This is a genomic window from Olleya sp. YS (assembly GCF_029760915.1).
Lineage (GTDB): Bacteria > Bacteroidota > Bacteroidia > Flavobacteriales > Flavobacteriaceae > Olleya.
On sequence record NZ_CP121685.1, the window covers coordinates 1,362,646 to 1,378,841 of the forward strand.

Below are 16,196 nucleotides of genomic sequence, written 5' to 3' on the forward strand. Positions count from 1 at the left end.
ATTATGGCATCAGACATAAACGTAAGATATTCAGATAAAGAATTAGCTGAATTCAAAGTGATAATCCAAGATAAGATTAAACAAGCACAACACGATTTAGAATTAATAAAAAGTGCTTACATGAACGACCATAACAATGGTACAGACGATACGTCGCCAACATTTAAAGCGTTTGATGAAGGTAGCGAAACTATGAGTAAAGAGTCTAATTCTGCTTTAGCTATTAGACAAGAAAAATTTATTCGTGATCTTAAAAATGCTCTAATCAGAATTGAAAATAAAACCTATGGTGTTTGTCGTGTTACAGGTAAGTTAATTAATCCAAAACGTTTAGAGTTAGTACCTCATGCTACACTAAGCATCGAAGCAAAAAACATGCAATAATAGTAAGATAAAGACTTAACAATATAAAAACGCTTCAATGAAAATTGAAGCGTTTTAAATTTTAAAATAACTGTAGTTGAAAAACATCTTAACCATCTTACTTTTTTTAATGAGTGCGTCTTTATGTGCCCAAAAAAATACAGAGAAATCATGGAGCGCAAGCAACATCAATACATTATCTATTGCAGGTGATAATATTTTTAAAATCAAGGTGTCAAACAATGTAACTAATATCATTTCATTAAAAGTAAAAATTGAAGGCGAATATGCAGAACAACTAGTCATTGTTGATTCTGTTACAGAAGATAAAATCACAATATCATCCTCCTTTCAGCCTTTATTTAAAAACGATAATGATAAGTTAAGTGCACATAAAGTATTGTCTGTAGAATACGAAATAACGGTTCCAAAACATGTTAAACTAGATATTAAAAGTGATATTGCTTCCGTACAAATTAGTGGTCAATACCCTTTTGTTTTTATAGAATTAAATCAAGGTAATTGTGACTTAAAACAGTTTGTAGGTGATGCAACTATTAATACCATAGAAGGTCATATTACTGTTGAAACCAATAATGCTAAAGTTGAAGCGTTTACTAAAACAGGAACAAAACAAATATATCAATTTAAGTATATAACACATACAATAAGTTGCCATACAATTAATGGGAATATTAAGGTGAGTAAAATAGAAAAATAAACCTATTTTTGCTTTCGTAAATCATGAACTTAAAAAAAGCATCACTACTAATAATTATTATTTTACTTATTGATCAAATAAGTAAAATCTACGTAAAAACTCATTTTGTTTTAGGCGAAGATTTTACGGTTTTTAACTGGTTTAAAATTTATTTTATTGAAAATAATGGAATGGCTTGGGGCACAAAACTAAGCGATATTTTACCATTTATGACCGATAGAACCGCTAAATTAAGTTTAACCATTTTTAGGATTCTTGCAATAATTGGGATTGGCTATTGGCTAGTTAGCGCTATTAAGAGACAACAGTCTAAAACATTAATTTTGGCTTTAATATTCATTTTCGCTGGAGCTTTAGGTAATATTTTAGATTCTGTATTTTATGGTCTTCTATTTGATGACAGTGTTGGGCAAGTTGCTACGTTTTTACCACCAGAAGGTTATGATACTTTATTACACGGTAAAGTTGTAGATATGTTATATATGCCTATTTGGAAAGGATATTTACCAGAATGGATTCCAGGAGTTGGAGGTGATTATTTTACATTTTTCGAACCTGTTTTTAATATTGCTGATGTCTCAATAAGCATAGGTTTTGGGATATTAATTTTCTTTAACAGAAAAGCGTTTGGTAAAAAGGGATAGACTTAAAAGCTATATATTTTTTCTGGTGTCACACAATAGTCTAGTTTAATATCTGTATTAGATGTATCTTCAATTCTAGTTTCAGCTTCAAAAAAAGACAAACCTATTTTAAGGGTTTCTGGTTTGCAAGAGGCTAAAAACGTATCATAAAATCCTTTACCATATCCAACTCGATGACCTTGTAAATCAAATACCAAAAGTGGCACGAAAACAACATCTATTTTATCGTTTGTAATTGCAATACCATCAACTGGTTCTGGGATGTTGTAAGTATTTAGCTTTAGTGTAGTCGCATCTGTTAACAGATAGTTGGTTAACGTATTGGTTTCAAAATCACTTTTAGAAACAACAATATTTTTGTCTTTACCTGATAGTATATTTAAAATAAAATCTGTATTTATTTCTTTTTGTGATTCAATAGATAAAAACACATGATAAAAACTATAATCCCAAATAGAAAGTGTCAATAATTGATTAGCAATTTTTAGACTTAAATCGTCTATGTTTTCATCAGATAATTGACTACGTAATGTTTTGTATGTCTTACGTAATGTAGTTTTAGTCATGATGATTAATCTATAATTTCTGTAGAAATATGAAACAAAGCATCACCTTGATAGACAATTGGCGATTGGTTAATATTAATAATATAACCAGAATGAGTCGCTCTTACAAAATGATTAAATTTCCCGTAAGGATCAGTAATATTACCTATTGTATCTCCAGTATTAACTTGTACACCTAATTTTATGGTTGATTTAAACATACCAGAATAATTGGCTCTTATCCATTTACTTTTCGTGATTTTGACACAAGATTTTTTTGGTTCTGAAACATTAAAAGGTGTGCGCAACATTCCAAAATGATTCAAAATACGTTTGGCACCATTAACACCAGTATTAGTAATAGTACTATCTATATGAAATGATTTACCACCTTCATAAAGCAAAATTGGTTTGCCCATTTTATTACAGGTGTTTCTAAACGATTTATTTAAATTTTTTGAATATAAAATAAACGGAGCTCCAAATATTTCAGCCATGACATCATCATCTTCATTGCCATATTCTATGCGTATTTGCGGTGCATTAAAACGGAAGGCGCCTCCTGTATGAAAATCTACTATAAAATCTACATGCGTTACCACTTCGTGTATAATTTCATAAGCTACACGACTAGCTAGTGATCCATTTTTTATACCAGGAAATACACGGTTTAAATCGCGTCCATCAGGAAACTCACGCTCCATATTTATAAACCCAAAAATATTAAGTACTGGAATACAAATAGTCGTCCCAATTTTAGGCTTATTAATACCTTTTGAGATAAGTTGACGGACAATTTCTATACCGTTAACTTCATCACCATGGATTCCAGCAGTAAATAAAACGGTTGGTCCTGGTTTTTTTGATCTAGAAATAATTATTGGAACATCAACAGGAGTTCTAGTATGAAGTTTTGCAACGTTAAAGCTAACTTCTGCATGTTGACCTGGCTTTACAGTTTCACCTAAAATTTTTAAATCTTGATTAACAAACATATGCGGTTACTTTCTGTTTTTTTCTATGTAGGTAATAATGCTACGCGCTATATTCCTACCTGTAGCTTTTTCTATACCTTCTAATCCTGGACTAGAGTTAACTTCTAACAATAATGGACCTCTTGCAGATTGTAACATATCTACTCCACAAACAGGTAATCTTAATGCTTTAGACGCTTTCATAGCTACCCTTAATTCGTCTTCACTTAATTTAATAATATCTGCACTACCACCTCTGTGTAAATTAGACCTAAATTCGCCATCCTTACCTTGACGTTTCATAGCTCCAACCACATGACCATCTACAACTAAAGCACGTAAATCGGCACCTTTAGCTTCCTTTATAAATTCCTGTACTATAACTCTGGCTTCAAGTCCGTTAAAAGCTTCTAAAACAGATTCTGCTGCATTTTTAGTTTCTGCTAAAACCACACCTAACCCTTGAGTTCCTTCAAGAAGTTTGATAATAACAGGGACACCACCTACATGCTCAATAACTTCTTCGACATCTCTAGAATAATTAGTAAAAACTGTTTTAGGCATGCCAATTCCTGCTTTACTTAAGCGTTGTAAACTTTTTAGTTTATCTCTAGATCTTAGTATTGCATCAGATGATGCTGTTGTAAAGACATTCATCATTTCAAATTGTCTGACCACTGCGCAACCGTAGAAAGTAACAGAAGCACCTATACGTGGTATAACAGCATCTACATAATCTAAATAACGATCTTTATAGTAAATAGTTGGTTTTTCTTTTTCTATAATTATATCACACTTAAGCGGATCAATAATTTCTATTCTATGACCTCTATGTTCACCTTCTTCAACCAATCGGTCTGTAGAATATAAATTAGCGTTGCGAGATAAAATAACAATGTTCATTAGTTGTTTGAATTAAAGGATTGGTTTTGAAGATCAACATCTACTAAAAATTTACGTTTTAAAAATTGGCGACCAATTAAAACAGGAAATCTCATGTCATCTCTCGTGCTTAAAGTTAAGTTAATCTTATATGTTTTACCAAAAAAAACAACATCTGTTTTTATTTTATAGCGGTTTTCTACATAGCCATTACTGCTTTTAACATCTGTAAAAGTATAATCTTTAAAGACTTTAGTTTTACTGTTAAAATTTGGATGACCTTTACTGTAAAACGTGCAATGTAAACCATCCTTTTCTACTCTTACCTCAGAACAATGTATGGCAGACGTATATGCTCCAGTATCTATTTTACAGTCCACTTCAAATAAATCCAACTTTGGGAAGTCAATTTTATCTGTTCTACCAATTGTTTTTTTAGTCATTACTATCTTTAAAATGTGATGCAAGGTAATAAATAAGTCTTCTATATTAATTTTATTTTTTTGGTTTAAAATTATATGCTATAAACACTTAGTTATTTATAAATAATTACCTTTGATAAGCAACCAAATGTCTTCTATTTTATTAAATATAATGAGTCAAACTAATTTAGATATTCAGCTTAAAACCTTGCCAGAATCTCCTGGTGTATACCAGTATTTTGATGCTGAAGGCAAGATTATTTATGTAGGAAAAGCTAAAAATTTAAAAAAAAGAGTTAGTTCATACTTTACAAAAACACATGAAAACGGTAAAACCAGAGTGCTTGTTAAACGCATAACTAACATTAAACATATTGTAGTAGAGACAGAAACAGATGCATTGTTATTGGAAAACAACCTGATTAAAAAGTATAAACCACGCTATAATGTATTATTAAAGGATGATAAAAGTTATCCTTGGATTTGTATTAAAAACGAACGTTTTCCTAGAGTGTTTCCTACACGTCGTATGATTAAGGATGGTAGCGAATATTTTGGACCATATACTAGTATGAAAACGGTCAAGACATTGTTAGACTTAATAAAAGGCTTATACAAATTAAGAACTTGCAATTATCATCTATCTCAAGAAAAAATAGAAGCAGGTAAATATAAAGTCTGTTTAGAATACCATTTAGGAAATTGTAAAGGTGCATGTGAAGGTTTAGAAACCGAAGCTAGTTATAATGAAAATATAATTGCAATTAAAGAGATTATTAAAGGAAATTTTAAAGCCTCATTAGGAAAGTTTAAACTGCAAATGAAACAATTTGCTGAAGACATGCAGTTTGAAGAAGCCCAGAAAATAAAAGAAAAAATTGAAGTTTTAGAAAACTATCAAGCCAAATCTACAATTGTAAATCCAAAGATTAGTAATGTGGATGTGTTTTCAATAGTTAGTGACGCTGGACATGGTTATATCAATTTTTTGCAATTGTCTTACGGTTCAATAATTAGATCACATACTCTAGAAATTAAAAAGAAATTAGACGAAACAGATAAAGAATTATTGGAACTGGCAATCATAGAAATTAGAGCACGATTTAATTCCACTTCAAAAGAAATTTATGTGCCTTTTAAAGTAGATATAGGCGAAGATATTAAAGTAACTATCCCTCAATTAGGCGATAAAAAACACATCCTTGACTTGTCTGTAAGAAATGCTAAATATTACAGGTTAGAGCGTTTTAAACAAGTCAAAATTACAGATCCAGATCGTCATGCTAATAGGATTATGGCACAGATGAAAGCAGATTTGCGTTTAAAAGAAGAACCTAGACATATTGAATGTTTTGACAACTCTAATATCCAAGGTACAAACCCAGTTGCAGCTTGTGTAGTGTTTAAAAACGGAAAGCCAAGTAAAAAGGATTATAGACATTTTAATATTAAAACGGTTGAAGGTCCAGACGATTTTGCATCAATGGAAGAGGTGGTTTATAGACGTTACAGACGTTTGTTAGATGAAGAGCAGCCACTTCCACAATTAATTATTATTGACGGAGGGAAAGGACAACTATCTTCTGCTTTAAAAAGTTTAGATGCTTTAAATTTAAGAGGAAAAATTGCCATTATCGGAATTGCTAAACGTTTGGAAGAATTATTTTATCCAGATGATCCAATTCCATTATATTTAGATAAAAAATCAGAAACATTAAAAATTATCCAACAACTGCGTAACGAAGCACATCGTTTTGGAATAGAGCATCATCGTAACAAACGCAGTAAACAAGCATTAAATACAGAGATGGAAACCATTCCTGGAATTGGTGAAAAAACAATTATCGAATTATTAAAAACATTTAAATCTGCAAAACGAATTGCCAACGCTAAACTAGACGAGTTAGAAGATGTAGTTGGTGTTTCTAGAGCAGCAAAAATTTATAATTACTATCATAAAGAATGAGACAAATCCTAATCACTATTATCTTAATTTTTGTCTTTAATACAACAGTTAAAGCACAAGATACTATACCAAAAGATCCGAAAATTGGATTGGTATTAAGTGGTGGTGGTGCAAAAGGATTCGCTCATATTGGTGCGTTAAAAGTTATTGATAGTCTTGGCATAAGAGTAGATTATGTTGCAGGTACAAGTATGGGAGCAATTATTGGATCTCTATACGCATCAGGTTACTCTGGTAAACAATTAGACTCAATTTTTGAAGGTGTTAATTTTGATGATATTTTAAACGATAATATTCCGAGATATGCAAAGTCAACTTACGAGCGTGAAATCTCAGAAAAATATGCTATCACTTTACCTTTTGATAACTTAAAAGTTAAGTTGCCATCTGCGTTGTCTAAAGGACAAAATACATTTAATTTGTTAACTCAACTACTATTGCATGTCTGTAATGAAGACGATTTTTCTAAACTTCCCATTCCGTTTTTCTGTATTGGTACAGATGTAGAAACTGGACAGCAAGTTATCTTAGATAAAGGTAATTTACCTCAAGCAGTAAAAGCTAGTGGAGCATTCCCATCGTTATTTCAACCAGTGGAAATTGATGGAAAGCTATTGATAGATGGAGGTGTAGTCAATAACTACCCTATTAAAGAACTTAGAGAAAAAGGAGTCGATATAATTATTGGTGTAGATGTTCAAGATGGTTTAGCAAATCGTACGGACTTATCTTCTGCACCACAAATACTATTTCAAATTAATAACTTTAGGACGATTAATGACATGAAAATTAAGTCCAAAGAAACAGATATTTACATTAAACCAGATATTACAAAATTTAATGTTGTATCATTTGATGATGGTAGGCAAATAATTGATAACGGTCATATAGCAGCGATTGAAAAGATAGAAGTTTTAAAGCAATTAAAATTGAATCAACTAAAAAAGCCTCCTATTAGGCGAACTATGACTTCTCCAGATAGTTTGCAAATAAATTATATTGAAACTAATGGAATTGACAAATATACGAGATCATACATTTTAGGTAAATTAGATTTGAGACCTTACTCCAAGGTAGCTTATCAAGATTTATCCAAAGGAGCCAACAATGTTGTAGCAACAAATAATTTTGACAATTTTTTTTATGAGTTAAAGTTAGAGGATAATAAGGGTTATAGAATTATTACAGATGTTTCTGAAACCAAAAAAACTACATTCTTAAAATTAGGTTTACATTATGATGGATTGTACAAAAGTGCTATGTTGGCCAATGTTACTAAAAAACAGTTTTTATTAAAAAATGATGTAGCTTCTCTAGATTTAATTGTGGGTGACCATGTTAGATATAATTTTGATTATTTTATAGATAAAGGTATATATTGGAGTATAGGGTTAAGCTCTAGATATAGCGAGTTTGATCAAGCTTTTGTGGCTAATGCTTTTTTAACACCTGCTCAAATGGCTAGCTCAGGAATTAATAAAATTAGTACAGATGTTTCAGATTTAACTAACCAATTTTATTTGCAAACATTATTTAGAAATGATTTGGTTTTTACCGTAGGTGCAGAGCATAAAAAGTTAAAAATAAAAACCGAAACTATCTTATCTTCTCAAAATCAAAATGAAACAGTTTTTGAAAACAGTAATTACCTTAGCCTTTTTGGAGCTTTAAAGTTTGATACTTATGACAGTAAATATTTTCCAACTGAAGGAATTTATTTTTCAGCAGAGGGTAACTATTATCTATACTCTTCAGATTTTTCAAGCACATTTTCGCCATTCACTATCCTTAAAGCAGATTTAGGCTATGCATTTAAAATTAACGACAAATTGTCTTTAAACCTAACATCCGATGGAGGATTTAAAATTAACCCTAAAGCTAACCGTTTCTTAGACTTTGTACTTGGTGGTTATGGTAATAATTTCATCAATAATTTTAAGCCATTTTATGGTTATGATTTTTTATCAATAGCTGCAGATTCTTACATTAAAGGAGGAATTAATTTAGATTATCAATTTTTTCCTAAAAATCATATTATGTTAAGTGCAAACTATGCCAATGTAGAAGATAGACTATATGATACTGGAAATTGGTTCTCTTTACCAGATTATTCAGGCTATGCAATTGGTTATTCTTTTCAGTCATTTTTAGGACCAATAGAAGCTAAATACACTTTTTCACCAGAAACAAAGCAAAGCTATTGGTTTTTTAATTTAGGATACTGGTTTTAGTCTTGTTTTTGATAGAAAAACGCTTCACAAACTCATAAAAATTCACGATATTTGTTAGATTATGGTAACAATTTGGAACAACTTATTATCACATCTAAAATTCTTGATTAAACGTAATCCGGAATGAGTGCCCTACCTTGTTAAGCATTTAGTCAGACGTCAATTGTATTATCATGACGCTCTTATATTCAATCTAAAAACTAAAGAAAATGCCATTTTATCATAAACTAGGAAAAATACCACCTAAAAGACACACCCAATTCCGTAAGCCAGATGGCTCTTTGTATGCTGAGCAATTATTTGGAACTATAGGATTTGATGGTATGTCAACAAACTCGTATCATGAGCATAGACCAACCCAAGTAAAAGCTATAAAAAAACAATATAGTGTTGCACCTAAAATTGCAAGAGCCAATCATATACAATCCTATCGTTTAAAAGGGTTTCAAGTGAAGCCAGAAAACGATTATTTAGAATCGCGTAAAACAGTATTAATTAATAGCGATTGTAGTATTATTTTAGCTGCGCCAAAACAATCTACTAACGATTATTTTTATAAAAATACAGATGCAGACGAGCTTATTTTTATACATAAAGGTAAAGGTAAATTAAGAACTCATTTAGGGAATCTTGATTTTAAATATGGTGACTATTTGTTGGTACCTCGTGGGATTATTTACAAAATAGATTTTGACACAGAAGACAACCGCTTATTTATTGTTGAGTCTAAAAGACCAATATACACACCAAAAAGATACCGTAACTGGTTTGGACAATTGTTAGAGCATTCACCATTTTGCGAACGTGATTTAAGACAACCTCAAGAGTTGGAAACACACAATGAAAAAGGAGATTTTTTAATGAAAGTTAAAAAGCAAGACGATATTTTCGAGATGGTATATGCTACACATCCATTTGATGTGGTTGGATATGATGGTTATAATTATCCGTATGCGTTTTCAATTCATGATTTCGAACCTATTACAGGACGCATTCATCAACCACCACCAGTACATCAAACTTTTGAAACCGATGCATTTGTAGTGTGTAGCTTTGTCCCAAGGTTATACGACTATCATCCAGATAGTATTCCTGCACCATACAACCATAGTAATATTGATAGTGATGAGGTATTGTATTATGTAGACGGAGATTTTATGTCACGTAATGATGTTGCAGCAGGACATATTTCCTTACATCCAGCAGGTATACCACATGGACCACATCCAGGCGCAACAGAACGTAGTATAGGAAAAGTTAAAACAGACGAGTTAGCAGTAATGGTAGATACATTTAAACCACTAATGATAACTGAAGAAGCATTAAAAATTGCTGATGAGGAGTATTATAAATCTTGGTTAGAATAAATTCTTAAAAAAAGCGAGATAAGAGAAACAAGAATAACGGAAAATCAAATAAACTCATCCACAAATAAACTTTAAAAAATGAGTAAAAAAATAGAATCAGTAAACTACGGTTTAGAAAAAATATTTGAAGGCGCACAAGACTTTTTACCACTTTTAGGTACAGATTATGTCGAGTTTTATGTAGGTAACGCCAAACAAGCTGCGCACTTTTACAAAACAGCATTTGGCTTTCAGTCACACGCATACAGAGGTTTAGAAACGGGATCAAAAGACACAGTAAGTTATGTCTTAACTCAAGATAAAATTAAGCTAATGCTTACCACGCCTTTAAACAGTAAATCAAAAATTAACGAGCATATTGTTAAGCATGGAGATGGAGTTAAAATTGTTGCACTTTGGGTTGAAGATGCCAAACAAGCTTATAAAGAAACAACATCTAGAGGTGCAAAGTCTTACATGGAACCAACAGTTGAAAAAGATGAACATGGTGAAGTCGTTAGAGCAGGAATATACACTTACGGAGAGACAGTACACATGTTTGTAGAACGTAAAAATTATAATGGTGCCTTTTTACCAGGTTTTCAAAAATGGGAGTCTGACTACAACCCTCCAACAGCAGGATTAAAGTATATTGATCATATGGTTGGTAACGTAGGTTGGAACCAAATGAATGTTTGGGTAAAATGGTATGAAGACGTCATGGGATTTGAAAACTTCTTATCTTTTGACGATAAACAAATCCATACAGAATACTCAGCTTTGATGAGTAAAGTAATGTCTAATGGGAATGGACGTATTAAATTCCCAATCAACGAGCCAGCAAAAGGAAAAAAACGTTCTCAAATAGAAGAGTATTTAGACTTTTATGAAGGTGCTGGTGTACAACATATTGCTGTAGCAACAGATGATATTATAAAAACGGTATCTCAATTACGTGCTAACGGTGTAGAATTTTTATCCACACCTCCAGAAGAATATTATAGAGCAGTTCCTGGTCGTTTAGAAGAATTTAGTCATGAGCTAAGAGAGGATATCGAAAAATTAAAAAGCTTGGGTATTATGATTGATGCTGACGAAGAAGGGTATTTACTTCAAATTTTTACAAAACCAGTACAAGACAGGCCTACCTTATTTTTTGAAATCATCCAACGTATGGGAGCACGAGGGTTTGGAGCTGGAAACTTTAAAGCATTATTCGAATCTATCGAACGTGAGCAAGCCAAACGTGGTACGCTTTAACAAAACTTTATAGGTTTAATATCAAAAAAATGCCATCAAATATTAAGATGGCATTTTTTTGTTTTATATTTTTGGAATAGTAATTGTATTCTAAGTTATAAATAACCAATAACTTATTAAATTAAGTTATATAATTACTTTAGTTATGAAAAAACAAATACTCTTAATATTATCAATTCTTACAATAACTTTTACTGTTGCTTCTAATCCAGAACCTGCATTTAAAGGTGGTGAATGGTTTAAATTTAAAATGAGTTATAGTGGCTTTCTAAAAGCAGGTAATGCAACATTACAAGTTAATGAGACCACATTAAATGGTAAACCAGTATTTCACGTGGTTGGAAAAGGTTGGACAACCGGAATGATTAAATGGTTTTTTAAAGTAGAAGATCGTTACGAGAGTTATTTTGATAAAACCACTATTTTGCCTTACAAGTTTATTAGAAATATTGACGAAGGTGGTCATAAAAAAAATATCGAAATAAAATTTGATCAAGAAAACAGAAAAGCACTAGTTTACAATAAAAAGCATGATACAAAAAAGACTGTAGATACAAATGCAAACGTACAGGATATGGTGTCAACGTTTTACTATCTTAGAAATAAGTTAGATACTAACACACTTAAAGTTGGTGACGAAATAAAACTTGACATGTTTTTTGACGAAGAAAACTATGGATTTAAGCTTAAGTTTTTAGGTAAAGAAAATTTAGATACAAATTTCGGAACTGTTGAAACACTAATGTTTAGACCATATGTTATGGCTGGTCGTGTTTTTAAAGAAGAAGAAAGTTTAACACTTTGGGTCTCCAATGACAAAAATAAAATACCTTTACGTATCAAAGCAGACTTAGCTGTAGGATCTTTAAGAGCAGATTTAGAAGCTTTTAAAGGACTAAAACACAGTTTTAAAATTATAGCAGACAATTAATTTGTAATGAGTGTAGACCAAAAATTAACTAACCAATTAGTAGATAAATACAAAGCACTTGACCAAAATGTAAATACACATTTAGACGGTCTTTTGCACAGTAAGCCTATTGATTATTGGGATTATATTCAGACAGATGCCTTATTAAATCTTCAAGTACAACGTACCACGCTACCAGATGAGATGGTGTTTTTAATGTATCATCAGGTTAACGAGTTATTGTTTAAAATGATTCTCTGGGAAATTGATCAAGTTGCACATAAAGAAAATATTACCGCAGCTTATTTTGAAACTAAAATCATGCGTATAAGTCGCTATTTTGATGTGTTAACATCATCCTTTACCGTTATGAAAGACGGTATGGATGTCGATCAATACAATAAGTTTCGTAATACATTAACACCAGCTAGTGGGTTTCAGTCAGCACAATACCGTAAAATAGAATTTGCTTCAACCGAGTTGATTAATCTTATAGATAACCGTTTTAGAGAAACCATAGACCGCAACACCTCTTTTGAACATGCTTTTGAGCATTTATATTGGCAAGCAGCAGGAAAAGACTACAAAACAGGAAAAAAAAGCTACACATTAACAGTTTTTGAAGCTAAATACAAAGACGAATTTATTAGATTTGCAGAATTCTATAACACGCACAATTTGTGGACTATTTTTAAAGGATTACCGCAAGACGTTAAAGAAGACGAAGATTTAATTAAAGCCATGCGCCATTATGATTACACGGTAAACATTACTTGGGTCATGGCACATTATAATACAGCAAATCACTATTTGAATATAGGTGGTAAAACTGCTGAAGCAACAGGAGGAAGCGAATGGGTAAAATATATGCATCCAAAATATCAAAGACGAATATTTTTTCCAGACTTATGGACCGAACAAGAATTGCAAGATTGGGGCAAAAATGTCTGATTTTAGTATGTCTTTTCCTAACAATTAATAGTTGCAAAAAAGAAGAACGAGAACCTGTAGAAACCGTTTCGGTATTAGAACCAGCAGAGCTTTATGAATTTGGTTTTAAATTAAACGACTATATCGTTAAACGTGACACTATCAGAAAAGGAGATAGCTTTGGCGAAATTCTCCAACGTCATGAGATTGATTATTCCAAAATTTTTCAAATCGCTCAACAAACCAAAGACACCTTTGATATTAGACGCTTGCAAGTAGGTAAACCGTATACTTTACTGTGCTCTAACGATTCCCTTCAACAACCAAAATGCTTTATATATCAACCGACTAAAGCAGATTATGTGGTCATAAATTTTCAAGATTCCATTCACGCCTATTCAAGTACAAAACCTATTAAATATATTGAAAAAGAAGTATCTGGTGTCATAGAGTCTAATATTTCTGAAGCATTAGCTAAACAAGGAAAAAGTGTGCTATTAGCCTATAAAATGAGTGATATTTATGCGTGGACCATCGACTTTTTTAGACTTCAAAAAAACGATAAATTCAAACTTATTTATACCGAAAAATATATTGACGATTCTATTTATGCAGGAATCGATAACATAAAAGCTGCTTATTTTGAGCATAATGGCGAGCCTTTTTATGCTTTTGAATTTGAAACAGATACTATAAAAGGATTAAAAGATTATTTTTCAGAAGACGCTAAAAACTTACGTCGTGCTTTTTTAAAAGCACCTGTAGAGTATAAAAGGATTTCCTCTAGATACAATTTAAACAGACGTATTGCACTTTACGGAAACAGAGTAAGACCACACAAAGGGACAGATTTTGCAGCCAATGTTGGTACACCAATTAGGGCAACTGCAAATGGTACAGTAGTCGAGTCTGCAAAACGAGGAGGTAACGGTAATTATGTTAAAATAAAACATAATTCTACTTACAGTACTCAGTATTTACATATGAGTAAGCGTAAAGCTAAAGTAGGAGATTTTGTAAAACAAGGAGACGTTATTGGTTATGTTGGTATGACAGGTAACACATCTGGACCACACGTGTGTTATCGTTTTTGGAAAAACGGAAAGCAAGTTGACCCATTTAAACAAAAACTACCTGAAGCAGAACCAATATCTGATAGCCTAAAAACAGAATATTTAAAGTTTATTAAACCGCTTAAAATCCAATTAGATGATATTGATTTTATACTTCCAATAGAAGAAAATCAGATTTTGGACATAGAGCTAGATCAAGACAACGAAATTACCTTCAATAACTAATGGCATTACCTTCAATTAACCCTACCACCACTAAAGCTTGGCAAAAATTACAACAGCATTTTGAAGTTGTAAAAGATTTAAAAATGAAGGACTTGTTTGCTCAAAATCCAAATAGAGCAAAACAAATGACCATCAAATGGGAAGATTTTTATGTGGATTATTCTAAAAATAGAATTACTCCTGAAACTCTAAAATTACTTTTAGAACTGGCTAATGAGACTAAGCTAAAAGAAGCAATTGACGCACAATATTCTGGAGAGGTAATCAATAAAACAGAAGGTAGAGAAGTATTACACACTGCATTACGTGCAAAAGCATCAGATACTATATTAGTAGATGGTAAAAACGTAATGCCAGAAGTAATAGCTGTTAAACAAAAAATAGAAATATTTTCTAACCAAATAATTTCTGGAGAATTAAAAGGATATACCAATAAAGCATTTACGGATGTTGTAAATATTGGTATAGGTGGCAGTGATTTGGGACCAGCAATGGTTGTAGATAGTTTACAGTATTATAAAAACCATTTAACCACTCATTTTGTTAGTAATGTCGATGGTGATCATGTTAACGAGGTTATTAAAAATCTAAATCCAGAGACCACACTATTTGTTATTGTTTCCAAAACATTTACGACTCAGGAAACGTTGTCAAATGCCAATACCATTAGAGATTGGTTTTTAAAACATGGTGGTAAACAAGATATTGCCAAGCACTTTGTGGCTGTGTCAACCAACATTGAAAAAGTCAAAGATTTTGGAATAGATCAAAATAATATTTTTCCAATGTGGAATTGGGTTGGTGGACGTTTTTCACTATGGAGTGCTGTTGGTTTAACTATAAGTTTATCTGTAGGTTATAATAATTTTAATGCTTTACTAGAAGGTGCAAACAAAATGGATACCCATTTTAAAACAGAAGCATTTGAAAATAATATTCCTGTTATTCTTGCTTTATTAAGTGTATGGTACAATAACTTTTTTAAAGCCGAAAGCGAAGCAATAATACCTTATACACAATACTTAACTCAGTTTGCAACGTATTTGCAACAAGGTATCATGGAAAGTAACGGAAAAAGTGTGGACCGTAACGGTAATCCTGTAAACTATCAAACAGGCACCATTATTTGGGGTGAACCAGGAACAAATTCGCAGCATGCATTTTTCCAGTTAATACACCAAGGAACAAAGCTGATTCCAGCAGATTTTATAGGTTTTACAAAAGCATTACATGGTAACAAGGATCATCATGACAAATTAATGTCTAACTTTTTTGCGCAAACAGAAGCCCTTTTAAATGGTAAATCAAAAGAAGACGTCGAAGCCGAATTTAAACTTCAAAACCTATCTGAAGATAAAATACTATCGTTACTTCCATTTAAAGTATTTGAAGGCAATAAACCAACCAATACAATCTTCATAAATAAATTAACTCCAGAGAGTTTAGGAAAACTAATAGCAATGTATGAGCATAAAATATTTGTTCAAGGAATCATCTGGAATATTTACAGTTACGACCAATTTGGTGTCGAATTAGGTAAGCAATTGGCAAATAAAATTCTAAAAGAATTTGAAAACGACACTTTTGTCAATCATGATGCATCTACTTCAAATTTATTAGAATACTACAAAAAATTAAGTTAAATATTGTTAAAAACTATGTTTATAGTTTTGGGTTTTAACTATTCAATACGCTAAAAACAAT

Annotated in this window: 15 protein-coding genes; 11 read left to right on the forward strand and 4 right to left on the reverse strand. The window is 31.6% G+C overall.

The genetic code is table 11. The annotated features are described in order from the left end of the window. Positions 1-3: 3 nt before the first annotated feature. From Ollyesu_RS06200 to Ollyesu_RS06210, 3 genes are all read left to right on the forward strand, one after another. Positions 4-384: a TraR/DksA C4-type zinc finger protein gene (locus Ollyesu_RS06200; RefSeq protein ID WP_279302929.1), complete on the forward strand. Its 381-nt coding sequence runs from the start codon at positions 4-6 to the stop codon at positions 382-384. A gap of 76 nt (positions 385-460) precedes the next feature. Beyond that, the gene (locus Ollyesu_RS06205) at positions 461-1,084 is read left to right on the forward strand and encodes a hypothetical protein (RefSeq protein ID WP_279302930.1); all 624 of its coding nucleotides are present in this window, start codon (positions 461-463) and stop codon (positions 1,082-1,084) included. A gap of 23 nt (positions 1,085-1,107) precedes the next feature. Next, a complete protein-coding gene (locus Ollyesu_RS06210; protein ID WP_279302931.1) occupies positions 1,108-1,728 on the forward strand; it encodes a lipoprotein signal peptidase in 621 nt (206 codons plus the stop codon). 2 nt (positions 1,729-1,730) lie between these two features. On the opposite strand, the gene Ollyesu_RS06215 is transcribed toward Ollyesu_RS06210, so the two are convergent. Genes Ollyesu_RS06215 through Ollyesu_RS06230 form a run of 4 tightly spaced genes read right to left on the reverse strand, consistent with a single transcriptional unit; the run spans position 1,731 to position 4,572 of the window. Then, positions 1,731-2,294 carry a 5-formyltetrahydrofolate cyclo-ligase gene (locus Ollyesu_RS06215; protein WP_279302932.1) on the reverse strand — a complete coding sequence of 188 codons (564 nt, stop codon included), beginning with the start codon at positions 2,292-2,294 and terminating at the stop codon, positions 1,731-1,733. Positions 2,295-2,299: 5 nt separating this feature from the next. Continuing rightward, positions 2,300-3,268: a succinylglutamate desuccinylase/aspartoacylase family protein gene (locus Ollyesu_RS06220; RefSeq protein ID WP_279302933.1), complete on the reverse strand. Its 969-nt coding sequence runs from the start codon at positions 3,266-3,268 to the stop codon at positions 2,300-2,302. Between the two features lie 6 nt (positions 3,269-3,274). Beyond that, entirely contained in the window at positions 3,275-4,150 is an 876-nt protein-coding gene (gene rimK, locus Ollyesu_RS06225; protein WP_279302934.1) for a 30S ribosomal protein S6--L-glutamate ligase, read from the reverse strand. Continuing rightward, the gene (locus Ollyesu_RS06230) at positions 4,150-4,572 is read right to left on the reverse strand and encodes a RimK/LysX family protein (RefSeq protein ID WP_279302935.1); all 423 of its coding nucleotides are present in this window, start codon (positions 4,570-4,572) and stop codon (positions 4,150-4,152) included. Before Ollyesu_RS06230 ends, rimK begins: the two co-directional genes overlap by 1 nt. A 151-nt stretch (positions 4,573-4,723) precedes the next feature. On the opposite strand from Ollyesu_RS06230, the gene uvrC reads away from it, so the two are divergent. The 8 genes from uvrC (at position 4,724) to pgi (ending at position 16,135) form a co-directional block, all read left to right on the forward strand. Further along, the gene (gene uvrC / locus Ollyesu_RS06235) at positions 4,724-6,517 is read left to right on the forward strand and encodes an excinuclease ABC subunit UvrC (protein WP_279303064.1); all 1,794 of its coding nucleotides are present in this window, start codon (positions 4,724-4,726) and stop codon (positions 6,515-6,517) included. After that, positions 6,514-8,748, forward strand: a complete 2,235-nt coding sequence (locus Ollyesu_RS06240) for a patatin-like phospholipase family protein (RefSeq protein WP_279302936.1) — start codon at positions 6,514-6,516, stop codon at positions 8,746-8,748. The genes uvrC and Ollyesu_RS06240 overlap by 4 nt, the downstream gene beginning before the upstream one ends. A 209-nt stretch (positions 8,749-8,957) precedes the next feature. Further along, entirely contained in the window at positions 8,958-10,115 is a 1,158-nt protein-coding gene (locus Ollyesu_RS06245; protein ID WP_279302937.1) for a homogentisate 1,2-dioxygenase, read from the forward strand. Between the two features lie 78 nt (positions 10,116-10,193). Next, positions 10,194-11,354 (forward strand): 4-hydroxyphenylpyruvate dioxygenase, encoded by a 1,161-nt coding sequence (gene hppD, locus Ollyesu_RS06250; RefSeq protein WP_279302938.1) that lies wholly within the window; start codon positions 10,194-10,196, stop codon positions 11,352-11,354. Positions 11,355-11,499: 145 nt separating this feature from the next. Further along, positions 11,500-12,285 carry a DUF3108 domain-containing protein gene (locus tag Ollyesu_RS06255; RefSeq protein WP_279302939.1) on the forward strand — a complete coding sequence of 262 codons (786 nt, stop codon included), beginning with the start codon at positions 11,500-11,502 and terminating at the stop codon, positions 12,283-12,285. 6 nt (positions 12,286-12,291) lie between these two features. Next, complete coding sequence (locus Ollyesu_RS06260; RefSeq protein WP_279302940.1) at positions 12,292-13,215, forward strand: tryptophan 2,3-dioxygenase family protein; 924 nt, start codon at positions 12,292-12,294, stop codon at positions 13,213-13,215. Then, a complete protein-coding gene (locus Ollyesu_RS06265) occupies positions 13,173-14,492 on the forward strand; it encodes a peptidoglycan DD-metalloendopeptidase family protein (protein WP_279302941.1) in 1,320 nt (439 codons plus the stop codon). The genes Ollyesu_RS06260 and Ollyesu_RS06265 overlap by 43 nt, the downstream gene beginning before the upstream one ends. Continuing rightward, positions 14,492-16,135: a glucose-6-phosphate isomerase gene (gene pgi / locus Ollyesu_RS06270; RefSeq protein WP_279302942.1), complete on the forward strand. Its 1,644-nt coding sequence runs from the start codon at positions 14,492-14,494 to the stop codon at positions 16,133-16,135. Before Ollyesu_RS06265 ends, pgi begins: the two co-directional genes overlap by 1 nt. Positions 16,136-16,196 lie beyond the last annotated feature (61 nt).

Excerpts from the sequence above, each read along its gene's own strand:
- Ollyesu_RS06200 (WP_279302929.1), top strand. The coding sequence starts at position 4 with ATGGCATCAGACATAAACGTAAGATATTCAGATAAAGAATTAGCTGAA.
- Ollyesu_RS06210 (WP_279302931.1), top strand. The coding sequence starts at position 1,108 with ATGAACTTAAAAAAAGCATCACTACTAATAATTATTATTTTACTTATT.
- Ollyesu_RS06215 (WP_279302932.1), bottom strand. The coding sequence starts at position 2,294 with ATGACTAAAACTACATTACGTAAGACATACAAAACATTACGTAGTCAA.
- Ollyesu_RS06220 (WP_279302933.1), bottom strand. The coding sequence starts at position 3,268 with ATGTTTGTTAATCAAGATTTAAAAATTTTAGGTGAAACTGTAAAGCCA.
- rimK (WP_279302934.1), bottom strand. The coding sequence starts at position 4,150 with ATGAACATTGTTATTTTATCTCGCAACGCTAATTTATATTCTACAGAC.
- Ollyesu_RS06230 (WP_279302935.1), bottom strand. The coding sequence starts at position 4,572 with ATGACTAAAAAAACAATTGGTAGAACAGATAAAATTGACTTCCCAAAG.
- uvrC (WP_279303064.1), top strand. The coding sequence starts at position 4,724 with ATGAGTCAAACTAATTTAGATATTCAGCTTAAAACCTTGCCAGAATCT.
- Ollyesu_RS06240 (WP_279302936.1), top strand. The coding sequence starts at position 6,514 with ATGAGACAAATCCTAATCACTATTATCTTAATTTTTGTCTTTAATACA.
- Ollyesu_RS06245 (WP_279302937.1), top strand. The coding sequence starts at position 8,958 with ATGCCATTTTATCATAAACTAGGAAAAATACCACCTAAAAGACACACC.
- hppD (WP_279302938.1), top strand. The coding sequence starts at position 10,194 with ATGAGTAAAAAAATAGAATCAGTAAACTACGGTTTAGAAAAAATATTT.
- Ollyesu_RS06255 (WP_279302939.1), top strand. The coding sequence starts at position 11,500 with ATGAAAAAACAAATACTCTTAATATTATCAATTCTTACAATAACTTTT.
- Ollyesu_RS06260 (WP_279302940.1), top strand. The coding sequence starts at position 12,292 with ATGAGTGTAGACCAAAAATTAACTAACCAATTAGTAGATAAATACAAA.
- Ollyesu_RS06265 (WP_279302941.1), top strand. The coding sequence starts at position 13,173 with ATGGACCGAACAAGAATTGCAAGATTGGGGCAAAAATGTCTGATTTTA.
- pgi (WP_279302942.1), top strand. The coding sequence starts at position 14,492 with ATGGCATTACCTTCAATTAACCCTACCACCACTAAAGCTTGGCAAAAA.